Origin of the sequence: Streptomyces sp. LUP30, from assembly GCF_001746365.1 — a bacterium.
Lineage (GTDB): Bacteria > Actinomycetota > Actinomycetes > Streptomycetales > Streptomycetaceae > Streptomyces.
In genome coordinates, this window is the sequence record NZ_MJAJ01000007.1 from 164,327 (window position 1) to 182,199 (window position 17,873).

15 protein-coding genes are annotated in these 17,873 nt (G+C 72.9%); 11 read left to right on the forward strand and 4 right to left on the reverse strand.

The window, feature by feature from the left end; translation table 11 throughout:
* Window positions 1-301 precede the first annotated feature (301 nt).
* The 4 genes from BG482_RS08945 to BG482_RS08960 all read left to right on the forward strand — a co-directional run bounded on the left by BG482_RS08945 (window position 302) and on the right by BG482_RS08960 (window position 4,857).
* Window positions 302-1,579 (forward strand): aspartate kinase, encoded by a 1,278-nt coding sequence (locus tag BG482_RS08945; protein WP_069768366.1) that lies wholly within the window; start codon window positions 302-304, stop codon window positions 1,577-1,579.
* Entirely contained in the window at window positions 1,579-2,637 is a 1,059-nt protein-coding gene (locus BG482_RS08950) for an aspartate-semialdehyde dehydrogenase (protein ID WP_079141707.1), read from the forward strand. Before BG482_RS08945 ends, BG482_RS08950 begins: the two co-directional genes overlap by 1 nt.
* A 352-nt stretch (window positions 2,638-2,989) precedes the next feature.
* Window positions 2,990-3,700 carry a SigE family RNA polymerase sigma factor gene (locus BG482_RS08955; RefSeq protein WP_079141693.1) on the forward strand — a complete coding sequence of 237 codons (711 nt, stop codon included), beginning with the start codon at window positions 2,990-2,992 and terminating at the stop codon, window positions 3,698-3,700.
* Between the two features lie 128 nt (window positions 3,701-3,828).
* On the forward strand, window positions 3,829-4,857 hold the full coding sequence (locus tag BG482_RS08960) for a hypothetical protein (protein WP_069768367.1): 1,029 nt from the start codon (window positions 3,829-3,831) through the stop codon (window positions 4,855-4,857).
* On the opposite strand, the gene BG482_RS08965 is transcribed toward BG482_RS08960, so the two are convergent.
* On the reverse strand, window positions 4,827-5,684 hold the full coding sequence (locus BG482_RS08965) for an SURF1 family protein (protein ID WP_069768368.1): 858 nt from the start codon (window positions 5,682-5,684) through the stop codon (window positions 4,827-4,829). The two genes, BG482_RS08960 and BG482_RS08965, sit on opposite strands and share 31 nt — an antisense overlap.
* A gap of 147 nt (window positions 5,685-5,831) precedes the next feature.
* On the opposite strand from BG482_RS08965, the gene BG482_RS08970 reads away from it, so the two are divergent.
* The gene (locus BG482_RS08970) at window positions 5,832-7,649 is read left to right on the forward strand and encodes a prolyl oligopeptidase family serine peptidase (RefSeq protein WP_069768369.1); all 1,818 of its coding nucleotides are present in this window, start codon (window positions 5,832-5,834) and stop codon (window positions 7,647-7,649) included.
* Between the two features lie 295 nt (window positions 7,650-7,944).
* On the opposite strand, the gene BG482_RS08975 is transcribed toward BG482_RS08970, so the two are convergent.
* The gene (locus BG482_RS08975) at window positions 7,945-9,828 is read right to left on the reverse strand and encodes an NAD(P)-binding protein (protein WP_069768370.1); all 1,884 of its coding nucleotides are present in this window, start codon (window positions 9,826-9,828) and stop codon (window positions 7,945-7,947) included.
* A 452-nt stretch (window positions 9,829-10,280) separates the two neighbouring features.
* Here BG482_RS08975 and BG482_RS08980 point away from each other — a divergent pair, with 452 nt between their 5' ends.
* The 5 genes from BG482_RS08980 (at window position 10,281) to BG482_RS09000 (ending at window position 13,714) form a co-directional block, all read left to right on the forward strand.
* The gene (locus tag BG482_RS08980; RefSeq protein ID WP_069768490.1) at window positions 10,281-11,279 is read left to right on the forward strand and encodes a permease; all 999 of its coding nucleotides are present in this window, start codon (window positions 10,281-10,283) and stop codon (window positions 11,277-11,279) included.
* Window positions 11,276-12,190, forward strand: coding sequence for a TIGR03943 family protein (locus BG482_RS08985; protein ID WP_069768371.1), 915 nt, complete (start codon window positions 11,276-11,278; stop codon window positions 12,188-12,190). Before BG482_RS08980 ends, BG482_RS08985 begins: the two co-directional genes overlap by 4 nt.
* 113 nt (window positions 12,191-12,303) lie before the next feature.
* Window positions 12,304-12,699 (forward strand): luciferase family protein, encoded by a 396-nt coding sequence (locus tag BG482_RS08990; protein WP_069768372.1) that lies wholly within the window; start codon window positions 12,304-12,306, stop codon window positions 12,697-12,699.
* Window positions 12,700-12,987: 288 nt separating this feature from the next.
* Entirely contained in the window at window positions 12,988-13,503 is a 516-nt protein-coding gene (locus tag BG482_RS08995; RefSeq protein WP_069768373.1) for a hypothetical protein, read from the forward strand.
* Window positions 13,504-13,528: 25 nt separating this feature from the next.
* Window positions 13,529-13,714 carry a ferredoxin gene (locus tag BG482_RS09000; protein WP_069768374.1) on the forward strand — a complete coding sequence of 62 codons (186 nt, stop codon included), beginning with the start codon at window positions 13,529-13,531 and terminating at the stop codon, window positions 13,712-13,714.
* Window positions 13,715-14,630: 916 nt separating this feature from the next.
* On the opposite strand, the gene BG482_RS09005 is transcribed toward BG482_RS09000, so the two are convergent.
* Window positions 14,631-14,852: a hypothetical protein gene (locus BG482_RS09005; RefSeq protein ID WP_069768375.1), complete on the reverse strand. Its 222-nt coding sequence runs from the start codon at window positions 14,850-14,852 to the stop codon at window positions 14,631-14,633.
* 311 nt (window positions 14,853-15,163) lie between these two features.
* Here BG482_RS09005 and BG482_RS42440 point away from each other — a divergent pair, with 311 nt between their 5' ends.
* Window positions 15,164-16,423 carry a hypothetical protein gene (locus BG482_RS42440; protein ID WP_069768376.1) on the forward strand — a complete coding sequence of 420 codons (1,260 nt, stop codon included), beginning with the start codon at window positions 15,164-15,166 and terminating at the stop codon, window positions 16,421-16,423.
* Window positions 16,424-16,639: 216 nt separating this feature from the next.
* Here BG482_RS42440 and BG482_RS09015 read toward each other — a convergent pair whose 3' ends face one another.
* Entirely contained in the window at window positions 16,640-17,674 is a 1,035-nt protein-coding gene (locus tag BG482_RS09015) for a LacI family DNA-binding transcriptional regulator (RefSeq protein WP_069768377.1), read from the reverse strand.
* Window positions 17,675-17,873: the final 199 nt, after the last annotated feature.

The window sequence follows — 17,873 nt, forward strand, 5'->3', positions numbered from 1 at the left end:
CCACTGAGACCACTGACGGCCGGGCGCGGGCCCGCGCCGGTGGCGCGTGCCTGCGGGTCCGGGGAACATGTGCGCGGGCGGTGCGGGGTGTGCCGATAGTGCTTGAAACTTAATTCACAGCTATCACTTCGGCGTCAGTGGGCAGGGAAGTCCCGACGACGGGCGCCCCGCACGTCCTCCGCGGGCCGCGAGTCTCACCATGCGGTACCCGGGAGGCGGATTTCGGGCGCTCGTTAGACTGAGCCGACCGCAGTACAAGGGCGTATGTGCGGGAAAGAGACAAACTGAGCGAGGAGCGCACGTGGGCCTTGTCGTGCAGAAGTACGGAGGCTCCTCCGTAGCCGATGCCGAGGGCATCAAGCGCGTCGCCAAGCGGATCGTGGAAGCGAAGAAGAACGGCCACCAGGTGGTCGTCGTCGTTTCCGCGATGGGCGACACGACGGACGAGCTGATCGATCTCGCCGAGCAGGTGTCACCGATGCCCAGCGGCCGGGAATTCGACATGCTGCTGACCGCCGGAGAGCGGATCTCCATGGCGCTGCTGGCGATGGCGATCAAAAACCTGGGCCACAGCGCCCAGTCGTTCACCGGCAGCCAGGCAGGCGTCATCACCGACTCGGTCCACAACAAAGCCCGGATCATCGACGTCACGCCGGGCCGCATCCGGACCGCGCTGGACGAGGGCAACATCGCCATCGTCGCCGGGTTCCAGGGTGTCAGCCAGGACAAGAAGGACATCACCACGCTGGGGCGCGGCGGGTCCGACACCACGGCCGTGGCCCTGGCCGCCGCGCTCGACGCCGAGGTCTGCGAGATCTACACCGACGTGGACGGCGTGTTCACCGCCGACCCGCGCGTGGTGAAGAAGGCGCGCAAGATCGACTGGATCGCCTTCGAGGACATGCTGGAGCTCGCGGCCTCCGGCTCCAAGGTGCTGCTCCACCGCTGTGTGGAGTACGCCCGCCGCTACAACATCCCGATCCACGTCCGGTCGTCCTTCAGCGGACACGAGGGCACGTGGGTCAGCAGTGCACCGATCGAGCAAGGGGACAAGCCGGTGGAGCAGGCCATCATCTCCGGTGTCGCGCACGACACCTCCGAGGCCAAGGTCACGGTCGTCGGCGTGCCGGACAAGCCGGGCGAGGCCGCCGCGATCTTCCGGACGATCTCCGACGCCGAGATCAACATCGACATGATCGTGCAGAACGTGTCCGCGGCCTCCACCGGCCTGACGGACATCTCCTTCACCCTTCCCAAGGCCGAGGGCCGCAAGGCCATCGACGCCCTGGAGAAGAACCGGGCCGGCATCGGCTTCGAGTCGCTGCGCTACGACGACCAGATCGGAAAGATCTCCCTGGTCGGCGCAGGGATGAAGACCAACCCGGGCGTCACGGCCGACTTCTTCAAGGCCCTGGCCGACGCGGGCGTCAACATCGAGCTCATCTCGACCTCCGAGATCCGCATCTCGGTCGTGACCCGCGCCGACGACGTCAACGAGGCGGTGCGCGCCGTGCACAGCGCCTTCGGGCTCGACTCCGACAGCGACGAGGCCGTCGTCTACGGGGGCACCGGGCGTTGATCTCGGCAACGCGCCGACCGACGCTCGCGGTCGTGGGGGCGACCGGGGCGGTCGGCACGGTCATGCTGCGGATCCTGTCCCAGCGTGCAGACGTCTGGGGCGAGATCAGACTCGTCGCCTCGCCGCGATCGGCCGGCCGCAAGCTGGCCGTGCGCGGCGAGGAGGTCGAGGTGCTGGCCCTGTCGGAGGAGGTCTTCGACGGGGTCGACGTCGCGATGTTCGACGTCCCCGACGAGGTCGCCGCGCACTGGGCGCCGGTCGCCGCCGCCCGGGGCGTGGTCGTGGTCGACAACTCCGGCGCCTTCCGGATGGATCCGGACGTGCCGCTGGTGGTCCCCGAGGTCAACGGGCACACGGTGCGCAACCGGCCGCGCGGGATCGTCGCCAACCCCAACTGCACCACACTGTCGATGATCGTCGCCCTGGGCGCGCTGCACGCCGAGTACGGGCTGCGCGAGCTGGTGGTGTCCTCGTACCAGGCGGTCAGCGGGGCCGGGCGGGCCGGGGTCGAGACGCTGCGGCAGCAGATCGCGCTGGTCGCCGGCACCGAGCTGGGCACGCACCCGGGCGACGTGCGGCGGGCCGTCGGCGACAACACGGGGCCGTTCCCGGAGCCGGTCGCGCTGAACGTCGTCCCGTGGGCGGGGTCGCTGCGCGAGGACGGTTGGTCCTCGGAGGAGATGAAGGTGCGGGACGAGTCCCGCAAGATCCTCGGGCTGCCGAAGCTGCCGGTGGCCGTGACCTGCGTGCGCGTCCCCGTCGTCACCACGCACTCGCTCACCGTCCACGCCCGCTTCCAGGACGAGGTCACCGTCGGCGGGGCCCGCGAGATCATCGCGACGGCTCCCGGCGTCGTCCTCTTCGACAACCCGGCGGCGGGGGAGTTCCCCACGCCCGCCGACGTGGTCGGCACCGACCCGACCTGGGTGGGCCGGGTGCGGCGGGCCCTGGACGACCCGACGGCGCTGGAGCTGTTCGTGTGCGGGGACAACCTGCGCAAGGGGGCCGCACTGAACACGGCGCAGATCGCGGAACTGCTGGCGGCGGAGCTGTCCTGACGCGAGGGCGCTGACCAGGGCTTCGTCGGATTGTAAGATCTTTCAAGCAATGTGAGCCGGTCGATGGTCCGAACCACTTGTAACGGACACCTTTGGCATCCGAAGATTTTCCTCCCCGCCCTCCGCAACCGTGCGCAGGGCGGGGAGCGTCTTTGCGGTCACCCTTCGGTGTGCGCAGGCGTGTGAACGATCACAGCGTATGGGGACGCCGTGGTCCGGGCGTGGGGACGCCCGTTCCTATGGGACACAGGGGAAGAGCGGGACACATGAGACGGGTGCGCGGGGCCTTGGCCGACGCAAAAGAGACGCCGGACGCGTACAACCCCCATGGGGGGAAGTGTGTCCAACAGGCGTGGCAGAGGTACTCGAACTCCCGGTGGCGCCCCTCGGCGCGGCCCTACGGCCGCCGCGCGGCGCCGTGCGGCCCCGCACGTCCGGCGTGCCCGGCGGCATGCCGGTGATCGCGCCCATGCCCGCAGCGCGGCCCGCCCGCGTCCCCAGTCAGCGTGACGGCGCCGAAGCCGCCGGAGCCGCAGAGACCCCCGGAGCCGCGGAGAACGCCGTGGCGGCCGGCACCACCGTCGACCACCTCACCGAGACCTACCGGGCGCACTACCGCTCCCTGCTGGGGCTCGCCGCCCTCCTCCTCGACGACACCGCCTCCTGCGAGGACGTCGTCCAGGAGGCCTTCATCCGCGTCCACTCCGCGCGCAAGCGCGTCCGCGACCCGCAGAAGACCCTCGCCTACCTGCGCCAGACGGTCGTCAACCTCTCCCGCTCCGCCCTGCGCCGCCGCATCCTCGGCCTGAAGCTGCTCTCCAAGCCGATGCCGGACATGGCCAGCGCGGAGGAGGGCGCCTACGACCAGCTGGAGCGCGACTCGCTCATCAAGGCGATGAAGGGCCTGCAGCGCCGTCAGCGCGAGGTCCTCGTGCTGCGCTACTTCGCGGACATGACCGAGGCCCAGGTCGCCGAGACCCTCGGGATCTCCCTCGGCTCGGTCAAGGCGTACGGCTCGCGCGGGATCGCCGCCCTGCGCATAGCCATGGAGGAGCCGGCGTGAGCGGAGCAGCCGGAGAGCGGGGCCCTCATGGCAGCCCCGACGGTCCCGAGCGCGACGAGCCTCTCGCGCGGCAGGAGCCGCCGTCGCCCACCCAAGAGCCGAAGCAATCGCACGCTGGGAACTCAACCGTGAACCACCGCCTCGACGACCAGGGCCCCGACGGGCTCGACTCGGACGAGCTCGCACTGCGCCGGATGCTGCACGACGTCGTCCAGGAGATGGAGCCCCGTGACGGCGCCCTGGACCACCTGCGGCGGGCCGTCCCCGTCCGGCGGGCCCGAAAGCGGCAGGCGGCCGTCGGCATGGCCGCCGCCGCCCTCTTCCTCGGTACCGCCGTCCCCGCCCTCGTGCACGTCTCGAACGCCGGCGGCTCCGACGCCAACCCTTCGATCGCCGGCCAGGCCTCCCAGGCGCAAGGAGGCGTGGATCAGGGCAAGAACCCCGACGGCGGCTCCTCGGGCAGGGCCGGCGACTCCTCCGGCAAGGCCGGTGAACCGGGCAGGAGCGGCGCCACCGGCTCCGGCCCGAGCAAGAACTCCGCGGGCAGCACGGCGTCCACCGGCCCCACCGCCTCCTCCGCGGCGAGCGCGCCCGCCTGTGTGCCGGCCCAGCTGACGGCCACCGACCCCGGCGTCGCCGTCCCCGACGCGGCCGGCATCGTCTACGGCGTCTTCCGTGTGCAGAACTCCTCCTCCGCCGCCTGCACCGTCGGCGGCGCCGTCTCCCTGACGTACGAGGCCCAGGGCGCCGCCGACGCCGCGAAGATCACCGTCGCGGAGCACGTCTCCGGGGACGTGGCGGCCGGCCTGCCCGACCCGTCCCTGGACGTCGCCCGGCTCACCCTCGCCCCCGGCTCCGCCTACGAGGTGAAGTTCGCCTGGGTGCCCTCCGAGACCTGCCCCACCCCGGGCGGCGCCGGTGGCGGCGACGGCGGCGGCACGGCCTCCCCCTCGCCGACGCCGAGCGACCAGACCGGCACGACCGCCGGTGAGACCACCTCCGGCGCCACGGCTCAGCTGTACACCGAGGACGGCACGGCCGACGGAAGCGTCGTGGTGTCGTACAAGGGCGAGGACGGTTCGGCGACGGCCAGGGCGACGGTGCCGAACGCGTGCGCGGGGACGATCTACCGGACGGGCGTGCTCGCCTCGTCCTGAGCCCGGTCCGACGCCCCGGCGACGGTGACCGGGCCGGTGACGGCTGCCGGGCCGGTGAGCGCCGGCTCCTCCGGGAGGATCCCGAGCCGGGCGTCCCGCGCGGACTCCGCCTCGCGGCGCAGCAGCCGGAACCACATGAACACCACGAACCCGGCGAAGACGAACCACTCGCCGGTGTAGCCGAGGTTCTGGAACGCCTTCAGGTCGAGCCCCGTGTCGGCCGCCGCCTTCGCGGGCACCGCCGTCATCCCCGGACCGGCGGTGTCGAGGGTGATCCACGCGTCGTAGAGGTCGTAGGGCACCAGGTTGACCAGCGACGCGGCACTGATCGCCGCGGTCTGCCCGGCAGGCAGGCCGCCCCGGGCGCTCACCCCGTCGTCGCCGGGCTGCTCGGAGGCCTGGAGCGCGCCGGTGACGGTCACCTCGCCCGCGGGCGCCGCCGGGACCTTCGCCGCGTCGGCCCGGCCCGGCAGCCAGCCCCGCACGACCGGCAGCGCCCTGCCGCCGTCGACGCGCAGCAGGGTCAGCACGTAGAAGCCGTTCCTCCCGTCCAGCTCGCGGTCGGGCACCAGCAACTGACTGCCGTAGCGCCCGGTGGCGGTGGCCTGCTTGCCGGAGGTCGCCTTGTCCACGGGGAGCAGCTCGGCCAGCGGGCGGGCGGGATCCGTACGGGCGGACTCGGCATGCGCCTTCGCGTCACGGTGGTCGTCCACCCGCGCCTCGAACCGGCTCAGCTGCCAGGACCCCATGAAGACGCAGAAGGGGATGGCCAGCAGCACGAAGACGTTGATCCCCCACCAGCGGGGCGTCAGCAGAAACCGGTACACGCCCCCCACGGTACGGGGCCCGGACGGGCCCGCGGCCCGCGGGGTGAGCCTTCTTCGGTGGGAAGCAGGTGCGAAGACGGTGGGAAGTTGTCCACAGGCTGGGGACCTCGGCGTCTCTTTGCGGGCGCGGGCGGGCAGTATGGGGCCATGACTGAGAGCAACGGGTCCGCCGCACCCGAACGGTACGAGGACATGCCTGACTGGGAGAAGCGCTTCCGGGCGCCCCGGGTGTCACTGCCCGACTGGGCGCAGGACGCCCCCGACCACTCCCTCTTCGTGTCGAACGCGACCGGGACGTACGAGCTGTACGCCTGGGACCGTGCCACCGGCGAACAGCGGCAGGTCACCAACCGGGCCAACGGCACGACGACCGGCGTGCTCTCCCCCGACGGCGTCTGGATCTGGTGGTTCGACGACAAGGACGGGGACGAGTTCGGAGTCTGGCGCCGCCAGTCCTTCGCCGGCGGCGAGGACGAGCTGGCCACGCCCGGCCTGGACGCCTCCTACCCGGCGGGCCTCGCCCTCGGCCGCGACGGCCGCACGGCGGTGGTCGGCCGCTCCACCGACGAGGACGGCACGACGATCCACGTGGCCAGGACCGGCGAGCCGCCCTTCGAGCTCTACCGCCACCGGGAGTCCGCGGGCGTCGGCGACCTCTCCCACGACGGCAGCCTGATCGCCATCGAGCACACCGAGCACGGCGACGCGATGCACTCCGCGCTGCGCGTCCTGCGCCCGGACGGCACGAAGGTCGCCGAACTGGACGACACCCGCGGCGGCACCGTCGAGCTGGGCCTGGAGGTGCTGGGCTTCGCCCCGGTCGACGGCGACCCCCGCCTGCTCATCGGCCACCAGCGCCGCGGCCGCTGGGAGCCCCTGGTCTGGGACGTGACGACGGGCTCCGAGACGGACCTGGACCTGAACCTGCCCGGCGACGTCAGCGCCGAGTGGTACCCGGACGGCTCGGGCCTGCTCATCGTGCACGGCTTCGAGGCCCGCAGCGAGATGTTCCGCTACGACCTGGCGAGCGCCGCACTGGAGCGGATCCCGACCCCGCCGGGCACCGTCTCCGGGGCGACGGCCCGCCCCGACGGAAGCGTCGAGTACCTGTGGTCCTCCTCGGCCCTGCCGCCCGCGGTCCGCTCCACGACCGGCGAGGTGGTCCTCGATCCGCCCGGCCTGAAGTCCCCGGGCTCGGTGCCGGTGCAGGACGTGTGGGTGGAGGGCCCCGGCGGCCGCATCCACGCGCTGGTGCAGAAGCCCGCGGACGCCACCGGCCCGCTGCCCACCGTCTTCGACATCCACGGCGGCCCCACCTGGCACGACAGCGACGCCTTCGCGGCCGCACCGGCGGCCTGGGTGGACCACGGCTACGCGGTGGTCCGCGTCAACTACCGCGGCTCCACGGGCTACGGGCGCGCCTGGACGGACGCGCTGAAGCACCGGGTGGGCCTGATCGAGCTGGAGGACATCGAGGCCGTGCGGGAGTGGGCGGTGAGCTCCGGTCTCGCCGACCCCGCCCGGCTGATCCTCACCGGCGGCTCCTGGGGCGGCTACCTCACCCTCCTCGGCCTCGGCGTCCAGCCCGACGCCTGGGCCGTGGGCATCGCCGCCGTCCCCGTCGCCGACTACGTCACGGCCTACCACGACGAGATGGAGGCCCTGAAGGCGATGGACCGCACCCTGCTCGGCGGCACCCCGGAGGAGGTCCCCGAGCGCTTCGAGGCCTCGTCCCCGCTGACGTACGTCGACAAGGTGCGAGCCCCCGTCCACATCTCGGCCGGCGTGAACGACCCCCGCTGCCCGATCCGCCAGATCGACAACTACGTCAAGCGCCTGGAGGCGAGAGGAGCGGTGCACGAGGTGTACCGCTACGACGCGGGCCACGGCTCACTGGTGGTGGACGAACGCATCAAGCAGGTCCGCCTGGAACTGGAGTTCGCCCAACGTCACCTGCTGTCCTGACCCTCTCCTCTCCGCTCCCTTCAGCCCCTGCCCGGTCATTCAACCCCTCCGGCTTTCGAGGAGCGGGGGGCGGGGAGCAGGGAGCGGGGGGCGGGGGCGGGGAGCGGGGCCTCGGGGGCGCAGCCCCCGAGGACGGGACGGGACGGGACGGGACGGGTAGGGGAGGCGGGGGCGGAAAACCCCATCGGCCGGGGGGCGAACACCATCCACCGCCCCACCCACCCCACCCGCCAGGGAGCCGGCCAGAGGGTGGCCGGAGGCCGGGGGACCGGGGGACCGGGGGCACCCCGACCCACTACCGCCTGCGCCGCAGCAACTCGGCCAGCCCCCGGCGGGTGGCCGCCAGCACCACCCGGTCCGAGCCCCGCAGGACGTACTCGTCCGGCAGATCCCACACCAGCCCCGGCCCACCCTGCCGCTCCCGCCCGGTGTCCAGCGCCAGCACCCGCCAGTAACCGGCCCGGAACGCCTCCTCGACCGTCTTCCCCTCCAACTGCGCGTACCCCGCGACCTCCAGCGCGGCGAACAGCAGCACCCGCCGCTCCACCGGGATCGCGCCCAGGATCTGCCGGCCCATCATCGCCCCGGCGAACGACGGCGCCGACAGGTGCGAGACGCTCCGGCTACGGGTCAGCGCCTGCGGATGCGCCGCCCGCAGGGTGCGGTACACGGCGGTCGCGAAGTCGTCGTCGTACAGCCGCAGCACCACCCGCAGATCGGGCCGCAGCGACCGCGCGTACAGCGCGGCCTCCAGGTTCGTCGTGTCGGAGCTGGTCACCGCGAGCAGCGCGTGCGCACGGTGGATCTTCGCGGCCTCCAGCACCCCCTCCTGGGTGACGTCCCCCAGCACCACCGGCGCCCGCAGCCGCCGCGCCACCGCGAGCCCGCGCGCCTCGGGCCCCGCCTCGACGCACACCACCGGGATGTTCAGCTCGCGCAGCCGGATCAGCACCCGCGTGCCGATCTTCCCCAGCCCGAGGAGCACGACGTGGCCGCCGAGCCCCCGGGGCGGCCGACGCAGCGTCCCCGCCCCGCGGAACGTCCCGAGCGCCTCCAGCACCGCCGCCAGCAGCACCGGCAGCAGCAGCAACCCGACCAGTCCGGAAAGGAGTTGCAGGACCTGCCGCTGGGTGGTGGCCCCGACCGCCGGGTCGTTGATGGCGAACAGGTCCAGCAGCGTCAGGTACAGCGCGCCCAGCGGATGGATCCCGGTCGCCAGCCACAGCGCCACCGCCAGCGCGAACACGCACCCGACCAGTCCGGCCAGCGACCATCGCAGCCGCCGCGAGAAAAGCGAGGCGAACGGCGCCATGACCCCGACGCCCCGCCCCGCGGGCAGGGCCGGACCGGCCGAGTACGCGACCTGCTCCAGGACGACCGAACCGCGCCTGCCGGACGCGGCCGCCTCCCGCACCGTCGCCGCGTCCGGCAGCAGCAGCGGGCCCTGCTCGCCGCTGGTCTCGGAACCGTCCGCGAACGCCGGATCACTGCCGTTCGCGGACAGCAGCGCGAGGGTGGGACGGCCGGGCTCGTCGGCCTCCCCGGCCCCGGACGGCGGCCGCTCGACGGCGCGCAGCAGCAGCCCGTCCGTCTGGACGACCTTGCTGGTGCCGACGACGGCGGTCGCGGCGAGCGCGGGTGCGGCGGTGTCGGCGTCGGACAGGACGGTCGTCGAGGCGTCGCCGCGGGAGTTCGGGGAGTCCGGGCCGTCGCCGGTGGCCAACGCGGCCGCCTGGTCGAGCAGTTCCTCGATGTGCTGGCCCAACCGCCGGTTGTAGAGCCGCAGCACCAGCCGCAGCCGGGGGTTGAGCCGACGGGCGGTGAGGGCCGCGCGGATGTTGGTCTCGTCGTCGTCGTACACGAGCGCCAGCGCGGCGGCCCGTTCCACGCCCGCCTCGGCCAGCACGGCCTCGGTGGCCTCCACTGCCTCCAACGTGCGCTGACCGCTCACGGGTTCACCCGTGGCGGTGGACGGCGCGCCGTTGCCCGCCGCCCGGTTGACGGCCGCGCTCACCACCCGGTCGAGCAGCGCCGCCGACACCGCCCGAGCCCGCCCGACGACCGGCGGCCGGACCATGCGCTCGGCGGGCGGCACGACGAGCGTGACCTGTTCCTCGTACACGCCCCGCAGTTCGGCGGCGAGCCGGTGCGCCAAGCCGTCGTCGCCGCACACCACCATGTGCGCGCCGGCGGCGCCCGGCGGCTGACCCTGATTCGGAACGCTCCCCACGAGGGAGAAGACTGCCTCACCGGGACGGGAGGTTCCACGAAGGACGTGAACACCCGGGGCGGAACTCTCGTATGAAAGGGGAGGGAATGCGAGAAACAGGCAACAGGGAGAACCCGGAAGCCGGAGGTGCCCGACCCGTGGCCATCGCCAAAGCGGCCCCGCACGAGGGGGGCACGCACCCGGCCCGGCAGGACGCCGACCGGGACCGCAGGGCCCTTCACGACGGGCCGGACGAACAGAACCAGCAGGACCGACCGGCCCGGCAGGAGGCGCAGGACCGCCCGGACGTGCAGGACCCAGAGGTCCCACACGGCGTGCAGGCCCCGCGGACCCCACAGGCCCCGCAGGGCGTGCAGGAAGCGCAGGGACGGGCCCCGCAGGTGCCGCAGGCCCCGGAAGGCGTGCAGGGCGGCCGGGCGGGGGAGGGGGCGGTCGCCTCGTCCGACCGGCCCGCACGGCTCAGTTCCCCGCTCGTGCTGACCATGCTGCTGCTCCTGATGGTGCTGCTGCAGAGCCCGGTCCGCCGCGCGCTGTCCGCGCCGGTGATGCAGAGCTGGATGACGGTGTTCGTGGCGGTGGTGGTGCAGGCACTGCCGTTCCTGGTGCTCGGGGTGCTGCTGTCGGCGGCCATCGCCGTCTACGTACCGCCCTCGTTCTTCGCCCGCGCGCTGCCCTCGCGCCCCGCGCTCGCGGTGCCGGTCGCCGGGCTCGCGGGCGCGGTGCTGCCCGGCTGCGAGTGCGCGTCGGTCCCCGTGGCCGGCGCGCTGGTCCGCCGGGGCGTCACCCCCGCCGCGGCCCTCGCCTTCCTTCTCTCCGCCCCGGCGATCAACCCGATCGTGCTGACGGCGACGGCCGTGGCCTTCCCCCGCAACCCGGAGATGGTGCTGGCCCGGTTCGCCGCCAGTCTGCTCGCGGCGTGCGCGATGGGCTGGCTGTGGCAGCGGCTGGGCCGCACGGACTGGCTGCGGCTGCCGGCCCACGCGCCGCACGAGGGCGAGACGAAGGGGGCGGCGTTCTGGGACTCCGTCCGGCACGACGTGATGCACGCGGGCGGCTTCCTGGTCGTGGGCGCGATGGCGGCGGCGACGCTGAAGGCCGTCGCCCCGGCGAGCTGGCTGCGCACGGCGGCGGACAACCCGGCGGTGGCCGTCCTGACGCTGGCCGTCCTCGCGGTGATCCTCTCCATCTGCTCGGAGGCGGACGCGTTCGTCGCCGCGTCCCTGACCCAGTTCTCCCTCACGGCCCGGCTCGCCTTCCTGGTGGTCGGCCCGATGATCGACCTCAAGCTGTTCGCGATGCAGGCGGGCACGTTCGGCCGGGGCTTCGCGCTGCGCTTCGCCCCGGCGACCTTCGCGCTGGCCATCGCGTCGGCGCTGCTCACGGGGTGGGTGCTGCTGTGAACCGACAGTCCCAGTCGGCCGTCCTCTTCCTCCTCGGCGCGGCGCTGCTGCACGCCGGCGCCACCGACCTGTACCTGCGCTACGTCAAGGCCGGCCTGCGGCCGCTGCTGCTGGCGGCCGGCGCGGTCCTCATCGTGACGGCGCTGGCGACCTGGTGGTACGAGCGGCGCAGAACGAAGCGGCACCACCCGAAAGCCGCCCCCCGGCCCCACGGCCACGCACACCTCCGGACCCCCGCCGCCCACGACCAGGCCGCGCCCCGGACCCACGCGCAGACCGACGCCCAGGCCGCCACCGAGACCCGGGCCCCGGCCGACGACCAAGGCGGCCATGACGACCAAGACGGCCATGACGGCCATGACGGCCATGACGGCCAAGGCGCCGCACCGGCAGCCCACTCCCATCCCGAACCCCGGGTCGCCTGGCTGCTGATCCTGCCCCTCCTGGCATTGATCCTGGTCGCCCCGCCCGCGCTGGGCTCGTACAGCGCGACCCGCACCGGCACGGCTCTGCAGGAGCCCCTCGCCTATCCGTCCCTCCCCGCCACGGACCCTCTCCCGCTCGGCGTCGTCGACTACGCGGGCCGGGCCGTCTACGACCACGGCCGCACCCTCGCGGGCCGGGAGGTCCGGGTGACCGGCTTCGTGGCCCTGGGCCGCGACGGCACCCCCTACCTGGTCCGCATGGCGCTCAACTGCTGTGCCGCCGACGCCCAGCCGGTCAAGATCGGCCTGACCGGTCGCATCCCCCCGGTGCTCCAGCCGGACGCCTGGCTGACCGTCACCGGCGTCTACACCCCGCGCACGGCCCGCGACCCGGTCAACGACGGGCCGATCCCCTTCCTGAAGGTCACACAGGCCAAGCCGGCGCCCACCCCCGGGGATCCGTACGACGAGTCGTGGAACAACTGAGGGTTCCGGGTGGATCACGATCGGTGCCGGACAGCGACCGCCTCCCTCGATCAGCCTGGTTAAGCCTTCCTCAACCTCTGGTGGCCGGGCGGTGAGCGCCTCATGATGGGGCCATGACGGCGGCCTCGCGTGCCATGACACGACTGGCGATCTGGCCGGACCTCGCGGAGGGCCGGCCCAGTTGCGGCACCGGCCGGGCGTTGCGCTCGGGCCTTGTCGAGATCGTGCACTTCCACTCCGACCGAAGCGTCGACCTGCATCTCACCGCCAAGGCGATCCGCCGGTTCGAGAAGGACCTGAGACACTCCACGGCCATCCGGCTGCTGCCCGGCTCGTCGTGGGTCACCGTCCATCTGGAGTGCGAGACGGACATCGACCTGCTCATGACGCTGGTCAGCGCCGCCCTGCAGGCCCACCAGAGGCATCCCGGCGCCGACGACGCCCCCCTCCCGCGATGCAACGACCACCGGGAAGCGACGCTCACCCGCGAGAGCGTCGGCGGCGTCTGAACCCCGTTGGTCCATCGATCCGTTGGCCCATCACCCCGATACGCCGTCACCTCGATACCTCGTTGCCCCGTTGCCCCCTGGGACCGTCACCCCCGTTGACCCCTGGGCCCGTTGGCCTGTCGGTCTGTCGGTCTGTCGGTCTGTCGGCCGGGTGGGGCGCCACGGCGACCCCACGGCGACTGTCGCGGCGACTGTCGCGACGGCGGTCACGACGACTGGTTACCTGACGATGCGTCAGTTATTGTCTGCCGCACCGGAACACGTGCCGACGCAGAAGGGGTGAGCGCCATGGCGGCCGACCCGGACCGTTCGACCCGACCCCCGCACAGCCCGCAGCCGCAGGGGACCCCCCGTTGGGCGGCGATGTTCTACGACCCGCTCTCGGCGTCCTGGCGGTGCGCAGCCGAATCCCCCGACCGCACGCCCGTGTTGTACGCGATCGGCGAGATGACGCAGGTCAAGCGGGCCCGGGGCGACGACGTGACGGTAGCCCTGTGGGGCCCCGACGGCGGTGAGTGGCAGCGCTTCGACCTCGGCGAGGCCAAGGCCGTCGACGCGCTCGCGCCGGAGTCCGCCGTCCCGCCGAAGGCCGAGGACTCCGCACGTCCCGGCCACGCGAGGCATGTGGAGCGCCTGGAGGACCGCCGGTACCAGGTGCTCAGGGCAGGCCTGGGCAAGGCGGGTCTCTACGACCTCGCCCCGGACGACGAGAGGGCCGTGCGGACCCTGGTCGACAGCGTCGACGAGACCACGCTGCGCCGGGTCGCGCACTGGATGGCCCTGGCGGGAAGGCCGATTGAGTGACCGGTCCGGCGGGCAGGCACGTCGTATGAGAGTCTCCGTGGACCCTGAGGTGTGTTACGGCTCCGGAGAGTGCGTGCACCGCGTGCCCTCCGTCTTCACCGCGGTGGACGGACTCGGGGCCGTCATACCGGGACGCGAGGAGACGGGCGGGGACCCCCAGGTGCGGGACATGGCCGAACGATGCCCGTCGCAGGCCATCCGCCTCCACTAGGGGAAGCCGGAACGGATCCGCCGCGCCCCCGGTGCGGGCCCCTGGGCCCCCGGGAGAGCCCCTGGGCCCGTCGGGAGCGCCCTCGGGGGCGCTCTGGAGGTCGTGGGTGCGATGTCGCCCTGAGGACCGCGGTGCCGCGGGCAGCGAAAGACCCGGTCGCTGGCGACGGGGGATGCACCAGCGACCGGGCTATGGCCAAGGCTAACAAGGCGGCTGGTCCGGCGGGAGTCGACTTCTCACCTGCCCTGCCGTTGTGATCGGGATCACTCTCCGGGGCGGGTTCGATCGTCGGCCCGCTCGCCAGCAGGCAGGGAGGCGCGATCCGGGACGGCGGGGAGCCGAACGGGCCGGATCGGGCATTCGGGTCAGGGCATGGCGGCAGGAAGCCGCAACACGGCCATCGAGCCGCGGCACGCAGGAGCGCCCAGGGCCTGAGAGGACGCCCGAGCACAAGAAGACGCTCGGTGCGCGAGAGGGCGCCTGAAGCGTGAAAGGACGCCTGGAGCGTGCGAGGGCGCCTGGAGCGTGAGTGCCGGCCGCGATCCCCGGGTCCACAAGCATCGCGCCGGAGTCGTACTGCGTTCATGGCCGGACGGCCCAGGAGGCGGGTCTGCTCGGCATCCCGCCTGAACGGCCGTGAACGTAGCTGTCCGGGCTAGCTCGCCCTGCGGCGGGCCGTGCTCGCGTGCGAGCCGGACGCGTCCCCGTCCTCGGCAGCGAAGGAGGCCGGGAAAGTCTCGTCGTCCCCGAAGTCCGGGGCCTGGAACGGGTTCGTCACCGGAGGCGGCGATGCCGCGGCCGAGTGCGAGAGGGCCCCCTCCGGGGCGGAGAACAGCGAGGTCAGGTCTATGAGAGGTCTCCCCTTCGATACAGGCCCGCTAAGGGGCCTGGTGTGCCGTGACCGGGCACAGCGGTACTACAGCTTGCTCATTTTGGCGTACGGACTCAAGATCCGCAGTTGCGCCGACCCGAAATCCACGAGCGCCGCGATGCCGTCTTCGATGCCGATCACGCGGCCGAGGCCGTACATGTCGTGCGTGACCTGGTCGCCCACGGCGAAGTGCTTGGGCGGTGGGGCGACCGGAGCCTTGAAGGGGCTGGTAGGCAAGTAGCGCTTCTGTGCAGCTGGCTTTGTCATTGACTCCAGTATGGCCTGAGGTAGTCGGTTCGAGGCAGCCGTCCGCGTGCGCTCTTCGGCACGCAGCCGATCGACGCCCGCCGCCGTACCGCGGAGAATCCGCGACCGCGCGCCACTGACCTGGTGTTTTGGTGCAGGGGGAGCGGCAGACGCCCGGACTGTTTGACGCCTTGTTTACTTCGACTGATTTTCTGCATCCGGCACACTTGTGGCGTGCGGTCCGGCCGGCCGGACCGCGCAGCCCGGATTTCACTTCGCCGACCGAGCCACTCCCTCGCGCGGGGAGGCCCTCTCCTGACAGGCTCGGACACGTGACGTACGTAGTGACCGTGGACACCTGCATCCCGGAGGGCACTCCGGAGATGGATCCGCTTCAGCGTGCCGGCGCCGTGGCGCTCATCGAGGACGGCTTCGACTCCGTCCGGGCCGTCGAGGGGCCCGACGGCGTGAAGGTGGACCTCCTCGACACCATCGTGTCCGTCCACCCCGGCGGCGCCCTTCTGAAGGTCGTCGTGGACGCACCGGCGCTGGAGTTCGCGGAGGACTCGGTGCAGGTGCTCGTGGACGAGCTGCTGGAACGCACCGAGCTGCTGGCCGACTGGACGATCGAACGGTGCGAGGTCGAGCTGCACCAGGACCGGGCCCGAGCCAGCCTCGACGCGGCCGAAGGCCCGGACGCCCCGCCCGACGACCCGGCCGCCCGCAAGGCCCGCCACACGGCGGCCCCACCCTCCGAGGACGCCGAGGACGGTCACGACACCGGCCGGGACGACGGTGAGAGCGCGACGGACGTACGAACCCGGATCCTCGCCATGGCCGACGAACTGCGCTCCTTCCCCCTGACGATGTTCGGTGCCCGCGCCGACGACGCACCCGCCGAGCCCGCCGCACCCGCCGGAGCCGTCGGGGTCGCAGAGCCCGCTGTGGCCGCAGTGGCCGCCGGGGCCGAAGGGGCCGCCGGGGCCGATGGGGCCGCCGGGGCCGAGACGGCGGGGGTGAGGGCCGAGAGCGCCAGACTCGCCGCCGGCGCCCTGGTATACGCGACCGACATCCTGGTGGAGGAGCTGTTCGAGGACGTCCAGGTCCTGGCCCAGGAGGACGCGAGCGTCGCGGAGTGCGAGGGCCCCCTGTGGCACCTGGAACGCCTCCCCGACCGCTACGCCCTCCAGTACGACGCCCGCTTCGCGCGCCGCTTCCTCGTGACGGTGATCGCCCTGACCACCCGCTTCACCGACGGCAGCTTCGGCCGCCTGAGCTGCGTCGCCGAGGAGATCGCCCTGAGGTTCCTCCTGAACCAGGCGACCACGACCCTGGAGCTGCACGGGCTCCTCGACGAAGAGGTCTCGGCCGCGCTCGACGCGTTCACGGACAACGTGTACGAGGTCTACGAGGCGTACGGGGGGATCGGCCACGAGTGGCTCTACGACGACTCGGCCGACGGCGTCCATGAAACCCTCACCAGAGCCGCACCGGGAGTCACCTCGACCGCCTTCAGGTCCTGGTTCACGCCGTTCGACGACGGCAGATACGTTCCTCCCCAGGCGCCGGGCGAACCGGAGGAAGCCCGCTGACCCCACGACGGGCACGTAGGGCATGGGTGCACTGCATGGGTGCGCGGCATGGCGCACGGCTCGGCGCCCGTCGAGGCGCGGTCCTGGCTCGTGCGCCATGCGCCATGACCCTCGTGCGCCGTGCGCCATGACCCTCGTGCGCCATGCGCCATGACCCATGTCCTATGCCCCACGCCCGATGCCGCACGGCGGCCGCAGCAGGCCGGTGGCCGACGCTCAGGGCGGCGGGGCCGTCGTCCCACGGACGACGAGACGGGGAGGGACGACGTCCTCCACCGCGGCCGGGGCGGCTCCGCTCTCCACACGGGCGACGGCCCGGCCGACGGCCAGGCGGGCGAGGCGGGAGACGTCCTGCCCGACGGTGGTCAGGCCGATGTGGGCCAGGCGGGCGAGTCGGCTGTCGTCGAACCCGACGACCGAGACGTCCCCGGGCACGGTGACGCCGGTGCGCAGAAAGACGTCGAGTACGCCGCTCGCGCAGCGGTCGTTGAAGGCGAGCACGGCGGTGGGGCGCGGACCCGCGGTCACCAGGGCGCGGGCGGCCGCTGCGCCCGCCTCCTCCGTCGGCCCGCCGGGGAGGACGCGGAGGTGCGCGCCCAGGCCGTGTCGGTTCATGGCGGTGCGGTAGCCACGGCGCCGGTCGGCGGCGCCGGGCGCGCGACCGCCGTCGACATGGACGACGTCGCGGTGGCCCAGGGCGACGAGATGGTCCACTGCCTGCCGGGCACCCTCGTCGTCGGCCGTCCGCACGACTTCCGGCCCGGAGCCCGAGCCCGAGGGCCGCAACCGCCGGGCCACGGAGACCACCGGCAACTGCCCGGCGAGTTCCGCCAGCCGGGCGGCCGGGACCTGCGGACCGAGCAGGATCAGCGCCTCGCAGCGGTCGGCGAGCAGCGTCTCCACGGCACGCTGCTCGCTGCGCCCGGCGGCCACCGCGCTCAGCGCGATCTGATATCCGGCCGCGTCGGCCGCCGCGTAGACGCCCTCCACCAGGTCGGCGTGGAACGGATGCTGCAGAGCGAACTGCACCCCGAGCAGCCGCGAACGCCGGCTGCGCAGCAGTCGCGCCCGCGCGTCGGGCCGGTAGCCGATCTCCCGTGCGGCCTGAAGCACGCGCTCGCGGGTGGTGGCGCCGGCGCCCTTGGCGTCGCGCATCACGATGGACACCAGAGCCGTGGACACACCGGCTCGTGCCGCGACGTCCGCGAGTGTGGGCCGCTTCCCGTCCGGTACGGCGGGGGTGAGTGACACCGGCGCTCCCTCCTCCGCATACGCGGGAACCGACTCGTCGCACCCGACTATAGAACGTTCTAGGGTCGCTCTGCCGAGCACCGGAGCCGCAACCGGAGCCGCACGGGACCTGGACCGGACCTGGACCGGAGCTGGGCCGGAGCTGGACCGGAGTCGAAGGCTTGACAGGGTGGAACACGGGCTGGCGTACTGCTGCACG

Excerpts from the sequence above, each read along its gene's own strand:
- BG482_RS08970 (WP_069768369.1), top strand. The coding sequence starts at position 5,832 with ATGACTGAGAGCAACGGGTCCGCCGCACCCGAACGGTACGAGGACATG.
- BG482_RS08975 (WP_069768370.1), bottom strand. The coding sequence starts at position 9,828 with ATGGTGGTGTGCGGCGACGACGGCTTGGCGCACCGGCTCGCCGCCGAA.
- BG482_RS08990 (WP_069768372.1), top strand. The coding sequence starts at position 12,304 with ATGACGGCGGCCTCGCGTGCCATGACACGACTGGCGATCTGGCCGGAC.
- BG482_RS08995 (WP_069768373.1), top strand. The coding sequence starts at position 12,988 with ATGGCGGCCGACCCGGACCGTTCGACCCGACCCCCGCACAGCCCGCAG.
- BG482_RS09000 (WP_069768374.1), top strand. The coding sequence starts at position 13,529 with ATGAGAGTCTCCGTGGACCCTGAGGTGTGTTACGGCTCCGGAGAGTGC.
- BG482_RS09005 (WP_069768375.1), bottom strand. The coding sequence starts at position 14,852 with ATGACAAAGCCAGCTGCACAGAAGCGCTACTTGCCTACCAGCCCCTTC.